This window comes from Akkermansia sp. UBA7090 (genome assembly GCF_002493465.1).
GTDB classification, from domain to species: Bacteria; Verrucomicrobiota; Verrucomicrobiia; order Verrucomicrobiales; family Akkermansiaceae; genus Akkermansia; species Akkermansia muciniphila_A.
This window is the reverse complement of sequence record NZ_DKYW01000009.1, coordinates 53,670-73,237: the sequence shown is the minus strand read 5'-3', so window position 1 is coordinate 73,237 and position 19,568 is coordinate 53,670. Positions and strand designations below refer to the sequence as shown.

General features: G+C 59.1%; 11 protein-coding genes. 8 read left to right on the top strand and 3 right to left on the bottom strand.

All coding sequences use genetic code 11. The features are described 5' to 3' along the window. The first annotated feature begins 3 nt into the window (after nt 1-3). The 4 genes from B3075_RS03220 (at nt 4) to B3075_RS03205 (ending at nt 8,745) form a co-directional block, all read left to right on the top strand. Nucleotides 4-1,182 (top strand): prenyltransferase/squalene oxidase repeat-containing protein, encoded by a 1,179-nt coding sequence (locus B3075_RS03220; protein ID WP_290489619.1) that lies wholly within the window; start codon nt 4-6, stop codon nt 1,180-1,182. Between the two features lie 127 nt (nt 1,183-1,309). Further along, on the top strand, nt 1,310-1,774 hold the full coding sequence (locus B3075_RS03215) for a DoxX family protein (RefSeq protein ID WP_218823933.1): 465 nt from the start codon (nt 1,310-1,312) through the stop codon (nt 1,772-1,774). A 111-nt stretch (nt 1,775-1,885) separates the two neighbouring features. Then, nucleotides 1,886-2,713: a serine O-acetyltransferase gene (cysE, locus tag B3075_RS03210; protein WP_290489618.1), complete on the top strand. Its 828-nt coding sequence runs from the start codon at nt 1,886-1,888 to the stop codon at nt 2,711-2,713. 203 nt (nt 2,714-2,916) lie between these two features. Beyond that, entirely contained in the window at nt 2,917-8,745 is a 5,829-nt protein-coding gene (locus B3075_RS03205) for an autotransporter domain-containing protein (RefSeq protein WP_290492020.1), read from the top strand. An 80-nt stretch (nt 8,746-8,825) separates the two neighbouring features. Here the strand turns inward: B3075_RS03205 and B3075_RS03200 are convergent, their stop codons facing one another. After that, nucleotides 8,826-10,115, bottom strand: coding sequence for a glutamate-5-semialdehyde dehydrogenase (locus B3075_RS03200; RefSeq protein WP_290492019.1), 1,290 nt, complete (start codon nt 10,113-10,115; stop codon nt 8,826-8,828). Nucleotides 10,116-10,119: 4 nt separating this feature from the next. Further along, nucleotides 10,120-10,878: a glutamate 5-kinase gene (proB, locus tag B3075_RS03195; protein ID WP_290488271.1), complete on the bottom strand. Its 759-nt coding sequence runs from the start codon at nt 10,876-10,878 to the stop codon at nt 10,120-10,122. Nucleotides 10,879-11,315: 437 nt separating this feature from the next. On the opposite strand from proB, the gene tkt reads away from it, so the two are divergent. After that, the gene (gene tkt / locus B3075_RS03190; protein WP_290488270.1) at nt 11,316-13,319 is read left to right on the top strand and encodes a transketolase; all 2,004 of its coding nucleotides are present in this window, start codon (nt 11,316-11,318) and stop codon (nt 13,317-13,319) included. A 492-nt stretch (nt 13,320-13,811) separates the two neighbouring features. On the opposite strand, the gene B3075_RS03185 is transcribed toward tkt, so the two are convergent. Beyond that, on the bottom strand, nt 13,812-15,647 hold the full coding sequence (locus B3075_RS03185; protein WP_290488269.1) for a GreA/GreB family elongation factor: 1,836 nt from the start codon (nt 15,645-15,647) through the stop codon (nt 13,812-13,814). A 256-nt stretch (nt 15,648-15,903) separates the two neighbouring features. On the opposite strand from B3075_RS03185, the gene purC reads away from it, so the two are divergent. The 3 genes from purC to purL all read left to right on the top strand — a co-directional run bounded on the left by purC (nt 15,904) and on the right by purL (nt 19,559). Beyond that, nucleotides 15,904-16,614, top strand: coding sequence for a phosphoribosylaminoimidazolesuccinocarboxamide synthase (gene purC, locus B3075_RS03180; RefSeq protein ID WP_290488268.1), 711 nt, complete (start codon nt 15,904-15,906; stop codon nt 16,612-16,614). Between the two features lie 65 nt (nt 16,615-16,679). Beyond that, nucleotides 16,680-17,135, top strand: a complete 456-nt coding sequence (locus tag B3075_RS03175) for a hypothetical protein (RefSeq protein WP_290488267.1) — start codon at nt 16,680-16,682, stop codon at nt 17,133-17,135. Between the two features lie 21 nt (nt 17,136-17,156). Further along, nucleotides 17,157-19,559 (top strand): phosphoribosylformylglycinamidine synthase subunit PurL, encoded by a 2,403-nt coding sequence (purL, locus tag B3075_RS03170; protein ID WP_290488266.1) that lies wholly within the window; start codon nt 17,157-17,159, stop codon nt 19,557-19,559. Nucleotides 19,560-19,568: the final 9 nt, after the last annotated feature.

The following is a 19,568-nucleotide window of genomic DNA, read 5'->3' as shown; positions in this document are numbered from 1 at the left end:
CTTATGTTCAAATCCGTACTTTCACTAACGCTGGCCGCCGCGCTGGGCACAGCCTCCTTCGGACAGACCACCCTGACGGCCGTGCCCGGAGAAGCGGCCTCCGCCAAATACGCCTCCATCAGCCAGGAAATCCTGCGCGCCATTGAAAAAGGGAACGAATACCTGAAAACCAGGCAGAACCCGGAAGGCTACTGGGCCCAGCCGTCCTACCCTGCTCTGACGGCCCTGGCGGTCACCGCCTACATGCGCGACCCCGCCAACCAGGGCAAGCCCCTTCCGGAATACATCCGGAAGGGATATGACTTCATCCTGAAATCCCAGAAAGAGGACGGCTCCATCTTCAACCGCGGCATGTCCTCCTACAACACTGCGGTATGCATGATGGCGCTGCTGGCCGCCAACAAGGAGGAATACGCCCCCGCCATCCTCAAGGGCCGCGCCTACCTCATCAAGCAGCAAAACCATTTTGCTCCGGACAACCCCTACAACGGCGGCATCGGCTACGGGGATAAAAAAGCTCCTCCCATTGCAGACCTTTCCAACACCTCCCTGGCCCTGGAAGCCATTTACTACTCCCAGAAGCTCGCCAAAGACGGCAAATACGGGGAACAGCCGGATCTGGACTGGAACGCCGCCACGGAATTCATCAACCGCTGCCAGCAAAACCCGGCCGTCAACAAGGAACCCTGGGTCTCCAGCGACAAATCCCAGCTCGGAGGCTTCGTGTACCGCCCGGGCGTCTCCAGCGCCAGGGACAGCAAAAGCGCCGCGTTTGACAAGACGGAACCGCCCAAGGCCTACGGCAGCATGACGTACGCGGGCATGCAGTCCCTCATTTACGCCAATGTGGACAGAAACGACCCCCGCGTCAAACTGGCCCTCAAATGGCTGGAAAACAGCTACAATCTGGATGAAAACCCCGGCATGGGCGTCCAGGGCCTGTACTACTACTACCAGGCCATGTCCAAAACGCTCAGCGCCATGGGAATAGACACCCTGACGCTGAAAGACGGCCGCAAGGTGGACTGGCGGGATGAACTGGCCAACAAGCTCATCTCCATCCAGAAAAGCGACGGCTCCTGGGTAAACACCAACAACCGCTGGTGGGAGGCGGATCCCATTCTGGTGACCTCCTACTGCGTGCTGGCTCTGGAACAGCTTTACCATTCCATTCCCCGGTAACGGACCGCTTCATCCCGACTTCAAGGGCCGGAGAGGGAGGAAATGACCTCCTTTTCCGGCCTTTCCCATGCCCGGAAATGAACGTCCCATGGAATAAAAGGGTCTTTTCCTCAACCATTTCAAATCCATGGACACCATTGATTCCATTACCATGATTGCGGCGGCGTGGGGGTTGCTGGTCCTTCGGCTGACGCTGGCCCTGATCCTGTGGCCGCACGGAGCCCAGAAAGTGCTGGGCTGGTTCGGGGGAGCGGGCTGGGACGGCACGTACCAGGCTTTCACGGAAAAGATGGGCATACCCCCCTTCCTGGCCAAGGTGGCCATGCTGACGGAATTCTTCGCCCCTATCTGCCTGGTGCTGGGAGTCTTCACCAGAATAGCGGCGCTTGCGGTCATCATCATGATGGCCGTCGCCATGACCAAGCACGTTAAAAACGGTTACTTTGCCAACTGGTCCGGTAAAAAAACCGGGGAAGGGGTGGAATTCCACCTGCTCTATGCCGGCTCCGCCCTGGCGCTGCTGCTGACCGGTCCCGGCCCGTGGTCCGTGGATGCCTGGTGCATGGACATCGTGCACGTTATCTTCGGCTGACGGGGGCAGCTCATCCCCGGCTGGGCATAGGACATAATTTCCGGTTCTCAAATCCTCTGTATTCCGGTATTTATGGGGAGGCTTTCTTTTGCCCTGTTAACCCTTCCCGCCATGACCAGCCATAAACGCTTGAAACTCCGGCAGTGCACCAACTGCGAATGCGTCATTAACGGAGTATGGAAATGGGTAGAGGAATGCGCCCGCGCGGCGGCTGAGGAAGAACCCGCCATGCGCGGCATTCTGGACGACGTCTGCCTTTCCCGCAATTCCCTGGCCACGTCCATCTCGGCGCGGCTGGCCCGCAAGCTCTCCCGCCGGGACATGCCGCGGGAGCTGATTGAGCCCCTTATCCGGGAAGCGCTGGCGGAAGACCAGAACATCCTCAGCCAAATCGCCCAGGACCTGATCGCCATCGTGGACCGGGATCCCGCCTGCCGTACGCCGCTGGAACCCCTGCTTTTTTACAAGGGGTTCCACGCCATTACCACGTACCGCATTTCCCATTGGCTGTGGCAACATGACCGGACGATCATGGCCCTTCAGTTCCAGAGCCTGTCCAGTGAAGTATTTGCGGTGGACATTCATCCGGCGGCTACCATCGGCTGCGGCATCCTGCTGGACCACGCCACCAGTTTCGTAGTGGGGGAAACCGCCATCATCCGGGATAACGTCTCCATCCTGCATGAAGTCACGCTGGGCGGCACAGGCAAGGAGGAAGGAGACCGCCATCCCATTGTGGAATCCGGAGTTCTTATCGGCGCGGGGGCTAAAATACTGGGGCGCGTCACCATCGGCGCCTGCGCCAAAATCGCAGCCAGCTCCGTTGTTCTGGAAAATGTCCCTCCCCATACCACGGTAGCGGGCGTACCCGCCGTTATCGTCAACGACTCCATTCCGGACAATCCCGCGCTGGACATGAACCAGTGCCTTTGCAACTGAATAGATAACGGATTAGAAATCCGTCACTTACAGCAGAAAACGAATTAAATCCGCAACTCCGCGAACATCAGCGGGAAAGGTAAATTCTGAAAAGACCAGACATAATATAATAGTTTCAACCTCAATGCATTGAAATTCTCAATGCGCTTATTTTGAATATTTTGAGTTGAGACCGGATTTCTAATTCGCATACTGCACGGGATATGCGTTTAAGATTACCCCTCTCTCTAAGGTCTGCTTTGCTTGCATGCAGCGTCCTGTTTACAACCGTGGCTTCCGCCTCCGTTTCAGACGGAAACCTCGGCAATGTCATGTACATAGGGGACTCCATCACCCATGGCGTCAACAGCGGCTCCTGGCGCTGGGCCATGCACAAAATTTTCACGGACAACGGCATCAGCTATACTGAAAAAGGCATCATGACCGGCAATTTCAGCGGGGGCGTAGCCGCTGGCGCCTCTTACGGCGGTAAGATTTTCCAGAATATCCATTCCTCTGCGGCTTCCGCAAGAACTTATGAAATCGCCGGAAGAGCGAACGGCAGCAATTACGGACGATTTGACGGGTCCAACATCAAAAACTGGCTGGGCCTGAGCACGGAAAAGACCAAGGGAGGAACCTATGCAGGCCAGACTTTTACCGGGGCCGATAAACCGGACACGTTTTTCCTGCTCTCCGGGACCAACGATCTCCTTTCCGACGGCGATAATAATTTGCTGCTCTATCGTCTGGATGGAGTTTCCTCCCTTTTGCTGGGCGACATGGATTCCATCGTCTCTTCCATCCGTACCGCCAACAGCCAAGCAAGCATTTTAGTGATGACCATTCCCTGCTGGACGCAACATTCCAACGGGAACCTGGCTGAAACGCACCAGGCCGTAGCCTCCTACAACGAATCCCTGAAGAAATGGGGGGCGAATAACGCCGCCAATGGCGTCAAGGTCATCGACATCAACGCAGGCATCATCGATGTAGCTTCCTCTACGCCGTTCTACGGGGTTCGCTCCATGTTCAACAATCCCACGGCGGACGGGCTGCACCCGAATGCCCAAGGCGACCTCCTGATGGCAGGCAACCTGGCCAAAGGCATGGGCTATGCCGGGCGGTCAGCCGGGCAGGAAAGGAAAGCCGCCCATGAGCTGGAGGTCAACTTCGGACAAAGCCCTTCCATCACCCAGCAGAGGCTGGAGGCCAACGGCTTCACCGCCAATAACGTTACCGTCTCCAACAATACGGTCAACTTCAACAAATCCGGCAGCAGCTCCCTGACCTATAACTGGGGAGCCGCCCAGGGACAGGACAAAGGCTACACGGTAGATTTCACTCTGCGCCTGGGCAACGGGGCCACGGGCGGCTGGGACACCACAAACAATTTCTCCCTGAACCTGGGAAACGGAACGCTGAACATTAATGAAGCGTATATCCAATGGGGCAGCACCATTCTTTATTCCAAAGACATGTCCGCCAATGCGGACTCCATCCGCGTAGCCTACGTGGCGGGAGACCGCGCCAACGGCCTGGACGCGGGCTATTACATCTGGCTGGGGGATGTTCTCATCGGGGAAGCGCAGACGGCAGCGGGGGGAAGTTCTTCCGGCCTCACGTTCAGCTATTCCGGCACGCTGGACGCCATCCTGTCCAATCTGGCTTTGGACGGTTCCCTTTCCTACGCCCCCTCTACCACCGGCATTACTGGCCCTGAATCTCTTTATCTGGCAAATGGCGCGTTTCCCTCCACTCTCAAACCGGGCATGATTGAATGGACTGCGGGAACCGCCGCCACCGCCGTAGCCACTGCCGGAACCAATGCCACGTATAATGTCCGTAACACAACCAATTCCAACATTGCCAGTATTACGGGCACGGGAAGCACCAAATTCATTTACGCCAATAACGGCGCTTACGGCAGCGCGGGTAACCGTCAGGACCTGTGGGTGACGCTGGGAGCGGGAACCAGCAGCGCCAACGGCTGGATAGGCGGCCATACAGAGGAAAACCTGTACGGTGACATCCACCTGCGCCTGGCGGAAGGGGCCATCGGCAAATCCACGGTATTCGGCGTTGTGAACGCCGGAACCGTTCACGGGGACATCTACCTGGAATTCTCATCATCCACCGGGGTTTACGATACTTCCTTCACCACCGGAGAAGCGGACCGCACCTCCGTGGCGGGATCCTATGCCTCCGCCGTGAACGGGGACATCACCATGGTGTTCAATGACGGCGTATTCTCCCACCGCATTTTCGGAGGCTTTTACACGGGAAATAAAACCATCTCCGGCTCCGCCTCCCTTTTCATCAATGGCGGAACGTTCATGAATGAAATTTACGCCGGGAACAAGACGGACGGCACCATTTCCCGGGGAACCAGCCTGACCGTCACGGGCACGGACGCCATTCTGGGCAAGGCTGACGGGGATAACTGGACGTGGACACTTCTGTGCGGAGGCAATAAAACCAGCGGCACCATCAACGGAGGCACCACGATCACCCTGAAAGATATCGCCGCCACTACCGGAGCCGGAACCGAACATCAGTTCGACAAATACGCCGGCATCATCGACGGTAAGGGAGCCGGGACGGTGAACGGGGAGAAGAAGCTCATCTTTGACAACTACGCCGCCAACTTCCTGGGAACGCTCCAGAATTTTGACAAAGTACAAATTACCGGGAATTCGGATCTCTCGCTGGACAAATCCCTGGGGAATACCGTCACCTCCCTGTCCGTGGACGCAGGTTCCTCCCTCCGGTTCAACCGGGACCAGGACGCCACGCTGGACATCACTAATAACGGCACAATCCGCACCTCGCACAACCTGACCCTCAAATCCGCAGACACCGGAACCGGGACCTATCAGGTGGAAGGAGGAACGCTGGACCTGGCCGGGCAGGCCGTCTCCGGGAAAATATCCCTCTCCGCGGGGGCGCTCTCCAATACGGCGGGACTGGGAGCCGGGAGCGTTTCCGTCTCCGGCATCACCGGGAACGTCAACCTGGGCGGACTGGACGGTAGCAAGCTGAACTCCATTAACATGGGCAGCGGTACAGGAACCATTTCCGGTCTGACGGGCCATGCGGACCTGTCCGGTTCCGACACGCAATTGAGGCTTTCCGCCGCCAACATGGGCGCGGACGGCACGGGAATCATCCAGTTCAATGACGCGGACAATGCCAGCTTGACGCTGGGCAACCTGACCCTGACGCTGACGGCGGATGCCGTGGCGCTCCTCGCCGCTCCGGGGGACTACTCTTTCCACGTCACCAACGCCGCCCTGCACGCGGATACCAACCACATTACGCTGAGCGAATACAACGGCATGGCGTGGGACATTACCCGGACGGAAGGCGGCCAGGTAATCATCTCCTTCGGCCAGTTGCTGGACGCCATGGTCATTGACAAGGGAGCTTCCAAAAACGTCACCTCCGCCAACACTCTGGCGGCAACTCCCAGCGTCACCAACAACGGAACGCTGAACATTGACCTGTCCTCGGCCACCGCGCCGGAAAACAAAACAACCATCATCCGCTACCTGGCCGGCACGGAAGCCGATGCCGTCGTGAACACGGGGACGGACAGCGACGTGATCATCACGCTTCTGAATGAAACCTCCGCAGATCCGGACAAACCGGGCAACACCGCTTATGCGGGTTCCATTGAAGGAGCGGCGCAGCTCGTCAAGGACGGGGAACAGAGGCTGACCGTTGACGGCAGGGTGACCGCCTTCGCTCTGGACGTGCAACAGGGAGAACTCGTGCTCCAGAACACGAAGGAAAGTTCCATCATCTCCGGCGCCCTGAACGTGGAACAGGATGCCGCGCTGACGCTGAACGCTGCCTCCCTGGCCGCCGGGGATCTGGCGGGCTCCGGCTCCATCACCCTGAACGGGGGCGCCCTGCTCTCCATCGCCAGGGACACTCTTTCAGACCTGACGCTCCACGCAAGCGTCACCGGTTCCGGCACCCTGAAACTGGACAACTGCAACCTGATTCTGGGCACGGACAACAATCTGGGCGAAGACGTGCTGCTCCATCTGGGGGGCGGCAGCCTGCGTCTGCAGGACGGCTCCGCGATCGCGCTGGAAGGGCTTCACCAGGAGCAAGAAAACGGCGCGCTCCACCTGGGGACCGACGGACATCTGGAACTGGCCTCCAACGACGGAAAAACCTACTCCTTCAAAGGGGATATCACCGGCACGGGAGCCATTACCCACCGGGGCGAAGGCACGCAGATCATCCTTTCCTCCGGCAACGCAGGCGTGGACGTCAGCCATACCCGGACCGGCGGTCATCTCGTTCTGGGAGACAAGGATCTGGCAGCAAACGGCCTCATGACCTACAAGGATATTTTCATCGGCAGCAACACCCGGGACGCCTCCGACCTGGACGCCACGGCAGACCTCTCCCTGATGAATAATACCACGGCCAACTCGCTTTCCATCGCCTCCAACGGCAAACTGTACCTGGGCGGCAATCCCAACCAGAGGGCCGTTCAGCTCGTGTTGACCGGCAACAACGGCGGCGTGGCGGCCGCTCTGGCCTCCGGCGCTTCCCTGGACCTCACCGTCAATACGGAAACGCTGACCAATAGCGCGGACAACGCCTGGGCCGCCTTGAAGGCGGAAAACGGCTCCATCCGCATCAACGGAACGGATCCGTCCATTAACGTCAACATTTACGGCCTGGGCGTCGCGGGAGACTGGGCCATCCTGCCGGAATTCACCGTTAACGCCTTCTATGCGGAAAACGGACTGGTCACGGCGGACGGGGAAACCTGGACGGAGGACATGGTGAACCTGACCTATGCCGGCTTCGCCAACCTTGTCTATGACATCAGCAAGAAACTCTCCGACGACGGCAAGCTGTTCCAGGTCCACTTCACCAAGCAGGGAGACAGCCCGCTGAAAGACTTCGCCTCCACGGGCAACCAGCAGGGCGCGGCGGACAGTCTGTGGGCCGTCACCTCCTCACCGGAAAACATCACTCCGGACATGATGGAATTCCTCAACGCCATGGGCAACGCCCAGGCCATGGGGAATGCGGAAGCTATCCGGTCAGCCCTTTCCTCCTATGCGGGCAGCGGCATTACCGCCCTGCATTCCGCCCAGAAGGGAGCCCTCCGGGACCAGGTGCTTCACCTGCGCAACCGCCTCTCCCAGATGGGAGTCTCCCCGCAGTACATTCACGATGATCTGCCCGGCTTCAACGCCTGGATTGAAGGGGAAGGCGGCTACCGCAGGCTGGATGACCGGACGGACGAATCAGGCTACAAGCTCAGCACCTGGGGCGGCACCTTCGGCTTTGACGTAACGTGCAGCGACAGCTTCGTATGGGGGGCGGCCTTCTCCGCCAGCTATGGCGACCTGGACGCCTACATGGCGAACGGAGACCTGGATTCCTACTACGGCAATCTGTTCTTCCGCATCCAGTCGGGCCGCTGGGCGCATAACATCATCCTCACCTGCGGATGGAACGACGCTTCCCTGGACCGCACCGCGGGAATCCCCGGAGCCGGCATGTACACCATGCACGGCAGCACCAGCGGCAGCAGCTACGGCGCCTTCTATGAAGGCACGTATGACCTGTACCTGAATGAGAACAACACTTCCGCGCTCCAGCCTCTGGTGAATGCCTCCGTGTACAGGAGCCGGATGGACGGCTTTACGGAATCCGGCGGCCTGGGCATGAACGTGGATGACATGGACTCCACCTTCGGAACCGTGGGACTGGGCGCAAGGCTCCGCGGAGAACTGTCCGCCAACCTGACGGGCCGCGCCTCCCTGGGTGAACTGCGGGTGCAGGTTGTCCAGCTTCTGGGCGACCGGGACACCGCAGCCGTTCTGGCGCCCGCCGGCATACCCGGCGCAGGGTTCCGCGTAAACGGAGCCAGGGAAGGAGCCACCGGCGTGCAGGTCGGAGCCGGAATCACCATTCCGGTGGGTTATACCGGTTCCGTCTTTGCAGACGTCAATGCGGACTTTCGCAGCCGCGCCAACAGCTTCAACGGAAGCATCGGCTACAGGCTGACCTTCTGACCGACTTCTTCAGGAGTATATATCAACGGAAGCATCGCGGCCATGCCGCGGTGCTTTCTTGTTTACGGCGGGCCTCCTGCTCAGGCACGGCCTTTCCGCGGAACTCGGGACGGGTCCTTCATCTGCCCGTCTCCTTCAATAACATACTTGTAGGAAGTAAGTTCCCGCAAAGCCATTGGCCCCCGGGCATGAAATTTGTCCGTACCGATGCCTATTTCCGCCCCGAAGCCGAATTCCTCCCCGTCGCTGAACCGCGTGGAACAATTATGGTAAACGCACGCGCTGTCCACCCGGTTCATAAAATAATCGCGCGCCCGTTCATCCTCCGTAATGATGGAATCACTGTGGTGGGAGCCGTAATGGTTAATGTGCTCCACGGCATCACGGACGCCGTCCACCACTTTCACGGAAAGAATCAGGTCTTCATATTCCGTGGACCAATCCTCTTCCTCCGCCGGAATGGCTTCCGGACCAAAAAACGGGCGGCTTCGCTCACACACGCGGCATTCCACGCCGCGCAGGCGCATGCGTTCCGCCGCCATCGGCAGGAACCGATCTGCCGCGGCAGCGTCCACCAGCAGGGTTTCCGCCGCATTGCATACGCCGGGCCTCTGCGTTTTAGCGTCATCCAACACATTCACGGCCATCTCTAAATCCGCCGCCGCATCCACATACACATGGCAAACGCCGTCCAGATGCTTCAGCACGGGAACCCTGGCGTACTCCGTCACGGCGCGGATCAGCCCCTTTCCACCCCTGGGAATAATCACGTTCAGGAAAGAATCCAGCCCGCACAACTGCCGCACCTCATCACGGCTGCCGGAATCCAGAAGCTGCACGGCGTCCGCGGGAACGGCGGACTCCTTCAGCGAGGCGCGCAGAACCTCCGCCAGCGCCCGGTTGGTCCGCAGAGACTCGCTTCCTCCGCGCAGAATAACGGCATTCCCGGACTTCAGGCACAGGGCGGCGGCATCGCAGGTGACGGTGCCGCGGCTCTCGTAAATAAAACCGATGACCCCCAGGGGAACGCGCACCTGGCGGATATGCAACCCGTTGGGGCACGTCCATTCCCGGATGCATTCGCCCACGGGATCAGGGAGAGCCGCCACCTGTTCCATGCCGCGGGCCATGTGTTCCACACGCTCCGGAGTCAGGAGCAGCCTGTCCAGAAACGCGGCATTGCGGCCGCCTTTCCGGGCCTCTTCCATATCAAGGCCGTTCTCCCGTACAATCTTTTCCGCGGCGTTCCGAACGCCTGCAGCCATCAGGCGCAGGGCCAGCGCCTTCTCTTCCGGCTCCAGGGCAAGCAACTCCCGTGAGGCCGCCAGCGCGGCCCGTCCCGCCGGTTCAAGAGAATTCTCCATCTTCATAGTTTTATCCCTTCGGCACAAAATATGTTCCGGCTCCTTCCTCCTTCCCCTCCAGCAGCAGCGCAATGCGTTCCGGATGGCGGCCATGCAGCATGTAAACGCCCGTCCCCGCATTCACGGCCTCCCGGACAGCCTGGAGCTTGGCGCTCATGCCGCCCATGGAAAAGCGCCCCCGGTCCTCTTCCGCGAACGCCAGCACGGCATCCACGTCCTCCACCCGGGGAATGATGGCCTTCCGCTTTCCTCCGGGGGGATACAGGCCGTCCACGCTCGTCAGAATGAACAGTGCGTCAGCCTCCACCAGACGCGCGATGTGCACGGAAAGAATATCGTTATCCCCAAATTTCAACTCTTCCACGGATACGGTGTCGTTCTCATTCACAATCGGGATGATGCCGCCGTGCTCAAACAGGCGCAGCACCGTAGCCTGCACGTTGCGGCGGCGGCGTTTCAAATCCTCCGCCGTCAGCAGAAGCTGGGCCACATCTACGTTAAAGTGGTTGAAAAGATTCTCATATGCCTGCATCAGCCGCGTCTGCCCTACGGCGGCGCACGCCTGTTTCAAGGACAGCTCCTGAGGATAGGACGGAAGACCCAGGACGGACACGCCGGCCCCTACAGCGCCGGAGCTGACCAGAACCACCTGATGCCCCTGCTGCATCAGCCCCGCCAGGGCGCTTACCAAATGCACGATGGAAGAACCGTCCAATGTCCCATTCTCACGGGTCAACACGCCCGTACCTACTTTAATTACGATTTTCATGTATTTCCGCCGCTTATGATACAACAATCCCTTTTTCCGCAAAAAGCGGAAAACGCGTCTTTTCCGCGCTAACCCGTGAAAGCGCCGGACGCAAAAACGGAAGGAATTCCCCCTTCTTCTTCCATAAAGATAAAAAGGATCATTCCCTCCGACCGACCGGCTCCGGCGCGGATGAAATCCGCCATCCCGGCCAATATCTGGACAGCCATGAAAACCAGGGGCGGACAACACCGGGGAAAAGGACTGGAGCATGCCGTCCGACATGTTTCCCCCGGCTTTATTCCCTAAAGCGCCATACATTCCGGTGAGCGTGCCGCAAAACCGGGAGCGGCATGCGCGGCGCTTCCATCTTCAAGGCTTTTCCCCGGTCCGGAACTGGCGCGGGAGACGCATTTTAGGCTTCCAATATGAAGCTGATCCGCTCATATTGCCCGGGCATGAATCTTGACCTTCTCCAAAAAGCCGCCAACCAGGCGCGGGGACTCGCCATGGATGCCGTTCACGACTGCGCATCCGGCCACCTGGGCCTGCCGCTGGGGTGCGCCGAAATCGGGGCCGTCCTGTTCGGCGATTTGCTCAACATCTGCCCTTCACAGCCCCGCTGGCTCAACCGTGACCGCTTCATTCTCTCCGCCGGCCACGGCTCCATGTTTCTTTACGGCTGGCTCCACCTGTCAGGATTCAACATCGGCATTGAAGATATCAAAAACTTCCGTCACAAAGGTTCCATCACGCCCGGCCACCCCGAATTCCGGGATACGGAAGGCGTAGAATGCACCACGGGACCGCTGGGCCAGGGTATTGCGAACGCCGTAGGCTTCGCCCTCTCCGCCAGGCGCGCGGCTGCCCGGTTCAACAGGCCCGGCACGGATATCTTCACCCAGCACGTCTTCTGCCTCACAGGAGACGGCTGCCTGCAGGAAGGCGTCGCCCGGGAATCCCTCGCCCTGGCCGCCGTGCTCAAGCTGGATAACCTTATTCTCATTTACGATTCCAACGACATCACGCTGGACGCTCCCGCGGAACGGACCCAGCTTACGGATCCGCGCGCCGTATACGAAGCCCTGGGCTGGGATGTGCGCCAGATTGACGGGCACGACATCAAGGCCATTAAGTCAGCGGTTGAAGCCGCCAAAAACGCCAAAAACGGGAAACCCCAGCTCATCATTGCCAAAACGGTCATCGGCAAGGGCATTCCCGGTATTGAAGGCACCACAAAAGGCCACGGGGAAGGCGGAGCCAAGCTTCAGGAGGAAGCGCACGCCAACTGGGGCATTCCTGCCGGAGAACGCTACTACGTCTCCGAAGACGTCCGTGCCGCTTTCGCAGACCTGAAAGCCCGAAGGGAAAAAGATTTCAAGGCCTGGAACGCCACGTACGAACAATGGCGCCGGACCTATCCGGAACTGGCAGAAGAACTGGACGCGGGCATCAACGCCTGCTCCTGCGGCGTCAATCCGGCAGACTCGGACAAGGCTATTCCCCCTTTCCCGCAGGACTATAGCGATGCCACCCGTTCAGCCGGGGCCGTTGCCATCAACGCCATCGCTAAAGCGAATCCCTGCTTCCTGACCACCAGCGCGGACCTTTACAGCTCCAATAAAAACTACCTTTCCGGCGCAGGAGACTTCTCTGCGGAAACCCCGGAAGGACGCAACTTCTGGTTCGGCATCCGCGAACACGCCATGGCCGCCATCTGCAACGGCATTGCCTATGACGGCCTGTTCCGCGTAAGCGCCGCCACGTTCTGCGTCTTCGTAGACTACATGCGCGCCTCCATCCGCGTGGCGGCCCTCAGCGGGCTCCCCGTCACCTATATTCTGACGCATGACTCCGTGGCCGTGGGAGAAGACGGCCCCACCCACCAGCCGGTGGAAACAATTTCCGGCCTCCGCGTCATTCCGAACCTGGATGTCATCCGTCCGGCGGACCCGGAAGAAACCGCAGGAGCCTGGATGGCCGCCATGCAGCGTGCCGATGGCCCTACCGCCCTCATTCTGACGCGCCAGAAAGTGGCTACGCTGAACGGCATCCCCGTTGAGACGCGCCGGGAAGGCGTGCTGAAAGGCGCCTACATCGCCCGGAAGGAACAGGGCCCCCTGAAAGCCATTATTCTTGCCAGCGGTTCCGAACTGGAACTGGCCCTGAAAGCGGCGGAAAACATCGGGGAAGGAATCCGGGTCGTCTCCATGCCCAGCTTCTTCCGCTTTGACGCGCAGCCTTCCGAATACCGGGAAAGCGTGCTTCCCTCTTCCTGCATGAGAAGAGTTTCCGTAGAAGCCGGGGTCACGGACCTCTGGTGGAAATATCTGGGCTGCCAGGGAGAGGCCGTGGGCATCAACCGCTTCGGCTTCTCCGCTCCCGGAACGCAGGTGCTGGAGGAACTCGGCATGAATGTGGACAACGTCGTCGCCGCCGTTCACAAGGCGCTTGCCAGATAAACAGGGAATTTTCCCCGTCATCTCTTTCCAGGGGCTGTTCCGCATTCGCCGGAACAGCCCCTTTTTCATGTCTCCCCGGTTGCCAGAAAAAAAGTAAGGCCGTCCCCACGAACCACCATTATCCATAACGCAGGAACTATCCTTTCCTGCAAAAATTCCGTTCATTTCCCGTCCGGATTTCTCCAAATACAATGACCTCTGCAACAGCGGCGCCCATGACCTGAACCGGTCCCGGACAAGCTAAGGCCGCGAAAGCCCCGGTTGCCAACAGCCCGTTTTCATCATGGCTGCCGGAACGGACAATTTCCGGGTTCCTTCCTGGCGCCAATGAATATTCGGAATGGTCAGGATAAAGCGATGCTTCTATTGACAATGCAATAAACCCCAACCCCGCAAAATAACGGGAGGTCGGACCATGAACAATGAAAAACGCCCCTTTCCGAAAAAAGGGGCGTTTTTATAAAGACCTTGGTAAAAAGGGAAGCGACGCCTTTAGAAAGCGGCTTCAATCTTCATGATGGTGTACACCTTTTTCTTGTCGCCGTCCATCGGGACAATCTTCACCTGATCCCCTACGCTCTTGCCCGTCAGCTCCTTGCCGACCTGGGAAAGATAAGAGACGATATGCTTTTCCGGATTTGTGTCCCACGCGCCCAGAATGGTGTACACCACGGGCTCCCCGCCATTCAACGGCTGAAGAGTCACCTTCGTGCCCATGGCGGCGCGGGAAGTATCCGTTACGGCAAAATCCGTGCCGCGGGCCAGGGCCAGCGCATGTTCCAGTTCCGCCCGGCGGCGGTTGAGCACCTTTTCCACTTCCTTGGCGTCCTGGTAGCCGCCGTTTTCACGGAGATCCCCTTCCGCACGGGAAATCTTCTTGTTATGCAGGTTTTCCGGAATTTTCACGTTTACCAGTTCTTCCAGCTCCTTCTTGCGGGCTTCCAGGCTTTCCCAGGAAACGAAAATCGGTTCCGGTTTGTCGGAGTTGTCCACCAGGGCGTCCAGCACAATGGCGTGCAGGTCCGGGAAGACGCTGATGACGCGGGCCATCAGCGCGCCGCGATCCTGTTCGGAAAAAGCGGAGGTGTTGTACAGCATCTTGGCGAACTGGCGGACTTCCGCCACATCCTGCCCCTTGATCATTTCCTGAATGATGCTCTTGTCCTCCATGAACAGGTTCTTCAGGCGCAGCATGCGGTTGGGGCCGCCGTCCATGTGGTCCTGTTCAATCAGGGAAAGCATCGCAATGCCCACAGGGAGGCCAAAGAGGGGCTTGGAAGCGTCATGCCGCTGGCGGCATATCCAGATGAGGGACTCCGCCGGAAGGGTCTGGCGCAACAATTCATGCTTCAGATGCTTGACCAGCACCTTGTCCTGCCCTTCCTCTATCAGGAATTTGGCGATTTCCCCCACGGCGCGCGCGCCGCCCGCGTCAAAAAGCTCCAGCGCTTTCTGCGGCCAATCCTCACCAAAAATGGCGGGCAGCGTGGCGTACACGCGTTTCTGCCGCACGGCAGGCATGGAATTGAGCACTTCCGCGAAGCGTCCCACATCGCCGATATTGGCTTCCACGATGGAACGGAGAGGATAAGCTTCCTTGGCCGCCTCCGTATTTTTCAGGGAGGCAATCAGGTCATCCCTGAGCACGGCCAGTTCCAGCACCTGCTGGAGAGCCAGGCTGCCGCCGTTGCGCACATCGGCATCCACGGCGCGAATCAGGGCGTTGACGGCATCCGGCTCCGCCATGACCGTTTCCATTTTAATGCCGTCCAAAACGCGCACCTTGGCTTTCAGATCGGTGGCCTTATTGTAATCTTCCAGGGCAGCCTGCGCGCGGGAAAGGGTATTCGCGCGAAGCGTGATGCGCTCTCCCTTGCGGGTGGGCATCATGAACTGGACATTGGAACGGAGCATGGCACGCACCTTGTCCCACCAGTTTTTCCACTTGTCCTCCGCAATCACGGTGCCTTTCAGCGCGGCTTCCAGCTTCTCAGGAGTAAGGGAATTACCGTAGCCCTGCAAGGTAACGCGCACCAGTTCCACCGGATCATCCACGGACAGGTTGATCAGGGATTCGGTATCTTCATACCGCTTGGCCAGGAAATGGTCATCACTGATGAATTCCAGAATTTTGGGAGCGAATCCCAAGGCAACTTCGTGTTCCGGATTTTCCTCAAAATCAATGACCAGCTTTTGGGCGGGAAGATTCCAGGAAATGACTTTTCCGGCGCCCCAGGAAGCATGGAAGCAGTAACGGCCAGGTGCGATGCGATCAAGTTTTTCAGCGAGAGCGGGGGTAATTTTCCCCAGAGACAATAATTTCTCCAAGTCGGCGTGCATACTGGGGCACATGATACGCCCCCCCCTACCGGTATCAAGACTAATATTCCCTCTTTCGCCCGGAGGCGGCCTGCACGGCTTTCCAGAGCCGCTACGGAGACAGCGGCCGCCCACGTCATGCTCCGCCTTCGCATTCGGGCTTCGCGTCTTTTTCCCTTCCCTCCCCCATCCAGTTGCGGCTTGACCGTGCGGAGCGTCTGACGTAACATTTTCGCACGCATTTAACCCCTGCGCAACACGTATCATGGAACCTATTTACGAAGGGAAGGCCAAACGCCTTTATACGACTGACAATCCCAACGTCCTCCGCATGGAATACAAGGACGACGCCACTGCCGGAAACGGAGCCAAGAAGGCCCAGTTTGAAAACAAGGGCAGGATGAACAAGGCCATCACCCTGGTCATCTACCGCATGCTGGAAAACAAGGGCGTGAAAACCCACCTGGTTGCAGATGTGGACGACATCAACATTGACGTGAAAAAGGTTTCCATCCTTCCTCTGGAAGTGATCGTGCGCAACATCGCCGCCGGCTCCTTCAGCCGCCGCATGGGCGTCAAGGAAGGCACTCCCTTCAAGAAGCCGATTGTGGAATTCTCCTACAAGGACGACAGCCTGGGCGATCCCTTCATTAATGACGACTACGCCCGGGAAATGAACGCCGCTACGGAAGAAGAATGCGCCTTCCTGAAAAACCAGGCCCGCATCGTGAATGACGTGCTGATTGACTTTTTCAAACAGGTTGGCCTTACTCTGGTGGACTTCAAAATCGAGTTCGGCCGCCTGGCGGAAGATCCTTCCCAAATCGTGCTGGCGGATGAAATTTCCCCGGATACCTGCCGCCTGTGGGACATCAAGACCGGCGAAAAGATGGACAAGGACCGCTTCCGCCAGGATCTCGGCAACGTGATGGAAGCCTACGAAGAAGTCCTTTCCCGGCTCCAGAACAAGGCTTAAGCCTCTTCCCTCCTCCATGGGAGCCGGCCTTTCCGCCGGCCCCCATTTTTCATTTTACCACACTCTTGAGCAATATGACCCTCCACTTTGAAGTTATCAGCCGGTTCCAGGCCGCCGCCAACGCGGACGCCCTGCTCTATACCCCCCTGAACGCCGGCCTCACGTTCCGCCGCAGCCGCGTTTACACCGTAGAAATCAACGGGGACGAACAAAAAGCCCGCGAATATCTCCTGAGTGTGCTGGTGGACCCCATTTCCCAGGAATGCACGGAACAGAACGCGCCCATCCTGGAAGGAGCCCTGTTCACGATTGACTACGGCATGAAAGCCGGCGCCCTGGACCTGGAAAAAGAAGCCATCCTGCAAAACTACCGCGGACGCCGGAATATGGGCTTTACTCTGGACGGTCTGAAAATCACCCAGCGCGTGTACATCTTCGGCCAGGGAGACAAGGAAACCCTGGCGGCGCGCTTTGCCAAGGACGTCTGCAACCCCGCCATTCACAACTGGACCATCGCCTAACCCTTTTTCTTTCCCATCCACATGTCCGCCAAAACCTACCGAACCGTTCCCGTGAGGAACCTGAGCAGCGACGAACTGCTTGAACTCAGCAAGAAGCAGAAGCTTTCCCTGTCCCGTGAGGACATGGAAGTCGTCCAGCAGATTTTCCGGGAAATCGACCGCGACCCCACTGACGTGGAACTGGAAGTAATCGCCCAGACGTGGTCGGAACACTGCAAGCACCGCATCTTCTCCGCCTCCATCAGCCACAGTGTCAACGGAGGCGCGCCGGAAACGGTGAACAGCCTGTTCAAGACCTACATCAAGAAACCTTCCGAAAAAATCATGGAACGTAAGCCGGGCTTCGTGCTCAGCGCGTTCGACGACAATGCCGGCTTCATCGCCCTGGACGACAACCTGGCCGTCTGCCTGAAAGCGGAAACGCATAACCACCCCTCCGCCATTGAACCGTATGCCGGAGCCAATACCGGGCTGGGCGGCGTCATCCGCGACATCCTGGGCGCAGGCAAGGGCGCCAAACCCATCGCCTCCCTGGACGTCTTCTGCTTCGGCGCCCCGGACACGAATCCGGCGGACATCACCGCCCCGGACGTCATCCACCCCCTGGGCATCATGCGCGGCGTGGTGCGCGGCGTGCGCGACTACGGCAACCGCATGGGCATTCCTACTGTCAACGGCGCCATCCAGTTTGACCCCACGTACATTTACAACCCCCTCGTCTTCTGCGGCACCGCCGGCGTGATTCCGCGCGGCGACATCCTGAAGGAAATGCGCCCCGGTCTCAAGGTGATCGTCATCGGCGGGCGCACGGGACGGGACGGCCTCAAGGGAGCCACGTTCTCTTCCGCCGCCCTGGATGAAGCCTCCCATGAGGAAGACTTCACCGCCGTGCAAATCGGCAACCCGATTGAAGAGAAGAAAACGCTGGACTTCATTCTGGAAGCGCGCGAACGCGGTCTCATCGTCTTCATTACGGACTGCGGCGCCGGCGGCTTCTCTTCCGCCGCCGGAGAAATGCTCTCCGTCACAGGAGGCGAAATTTTCCTGGACAACGCCCCTCTCAAGGAACCCGGCCTCATCTCCTGGGAAATCTTCCTGTCGGAATCCCAGGAACGCATGGTGATGGCCGTGGAGGAAAAAGACCTTCCGGAACTCCGGAAGCTGGCAGACACTTTCCAGACAGAACTGACCGTCCTGGGCCATTCCGACGACACGGGAATTCTGAAGGTCTGGCACAAGGGGGAACTCGTCTGCTGCCTGGACAACTCCAAGCTGCATGACGCCCCCATCAAGAAGCTGGAATCCGTATTCACCCCCGGCAAGGCGCTCACAGGCCAGCCCCTCCCGGACAAGGACCTGAACAAATCCCTGGAAACCGTGATGGGGGACTTCGCCATCGTCTCCCGGGAACCCATCATCCGCGAGTACGACCACGAGGTGCAGGGCAACACCATCCTGAAGCCCCTGGCGGGCGCGCAGGCGGACGCCCCGCAGGACGGCTCCGTGGTGGACATCGACGGCTCGGACAAATGCATGGCCATGGCTTGCGCCATTCTCCCGGAATGGGGCAAAACGGATCCCTACGCCATGGGGACCGGCACCGTGGATGAATGCGTGCGCCAGCTCATCTTGGTAGGCTCCAATCCGGACAAAATCGGCCTGCTGGACAACTTCTGCATGGGCAATCCGGAAGATCCGGCGGAACTCGGCCGCCTGGTGGAATGCGTGAAAGCCATCGCCAAGGCGGCGGACGCGTACAATGCCCCCTTCATTTCCGGCAAGGACTCCTTCTACAACTACTTTGAAACGGAAGACGGCCCCATCAACGTGCCCGTCACTTTCCTCTGCTCCGGCTTCGGCGTGGTGGAAAACCCGGATCACGTCATTGGTTCTTCCCTGAGGCGGAACAACAGCCTGCTGTACCTCATCGGCCATACGGAAGACGAGATGGGCGGCTCCGTCTTCGCCCGCACCCACGGTGTGGAAGACGGCAAGGTTCCCCAGACGGACTGCGCGGCGAACATGGAACTGTACAAAGCCTACTACAGCGCCCTGACTTCCGGCCTGGTGCTCTCCGCCCATGACATTTCCGAAGGCGGCCTGGCCGTCACGGCGGCGGAAATGGCCTTTTCCGGCAAGGGAGGCGTCCGGCTGGATCTCACGAAGGTTCCGACCGTCAACGGCTGGAAATCCCCGGCAGTCCCCCTGTTCAGCGAAAGCACGGGCCGCATCCTTGTGGAGGTGGACCCGGAATTCGCCGCGGATTTTGAAACGGCTATGGACGGATTCCCCTGCGCCTGCATCGGCAGCGTTACGGAAGAAAAGCGCCTCACTGCCACCTGCTGCGGCGGAGAAAAGGTGCTGGATTGCGACATCGCCAACCTCAAAAAGCTCTGGAAGGACGGACTTACCCCCTATTATTGATCTCCCGAA

Bases quoted from the DNA above. Each gene is read 5' to 3' on its own strand.
- tkt (WP_290488270.1), top strand. From the start codon at position 11,316: ATGAATCTTGACCTTCTCCAAAAAGCCGCCAACCAGGCGCGGGGACTC.
- B3075_RS03205 (WP_290492020.1), top strand. From the start codon at position 2,917: ATGCGTTTAAGATTACCCCTCTCTCTAAGGTCTGCTTTGCTTGCATGC.
- B3075_RS03200 (WP_290492019.1), bottom strand. From the start codon at position 10,115: ATGAAGATGGAGAATTCTCTTGAACCGGCGGGACGGGCCGCGCTGGCG.
- purL (WP_290488266.1), top strand. From the start codon at position 17,157: ATGTCCGCCAAAACCTACCGAACCGTTCCCGTGAGGAACCTGAGCAGC.
- proB (WP_290488271.1), bottom strand. From the start codon at position 10,878: ATGAAAATCGTAATTAAAGTAGGTACGGGCGTGTTGACCCGTGAGAAT.
- B3075_RS03215 (WP_218823933.1), top strand. From the start codon at position 1,310: ATGGACACCATTGATTCCATTACCATGATTGCGGCGGCGTGGGGGTTG.
- cysE (WP_290489618.1), top strand. From the start codon at position 1,886: ATGACCAGCCATAAACGCTTGAAACTCCGGCAGTGCACCAACTGCGAA.
- B3075_RS03220 (WP_290489619.1), top strand. From the start codon at position 4: ATGTTCAAATCCGTACTTTCACTAACGCTGGCCGCCGCGCTGGGCACA.
- purC (WP_290488268.1), top strand. From the start codon at position 15,904: ATGGAACCTATTTACGAAGGGAAGGCCAAACGCCTTTATACGACTGAC.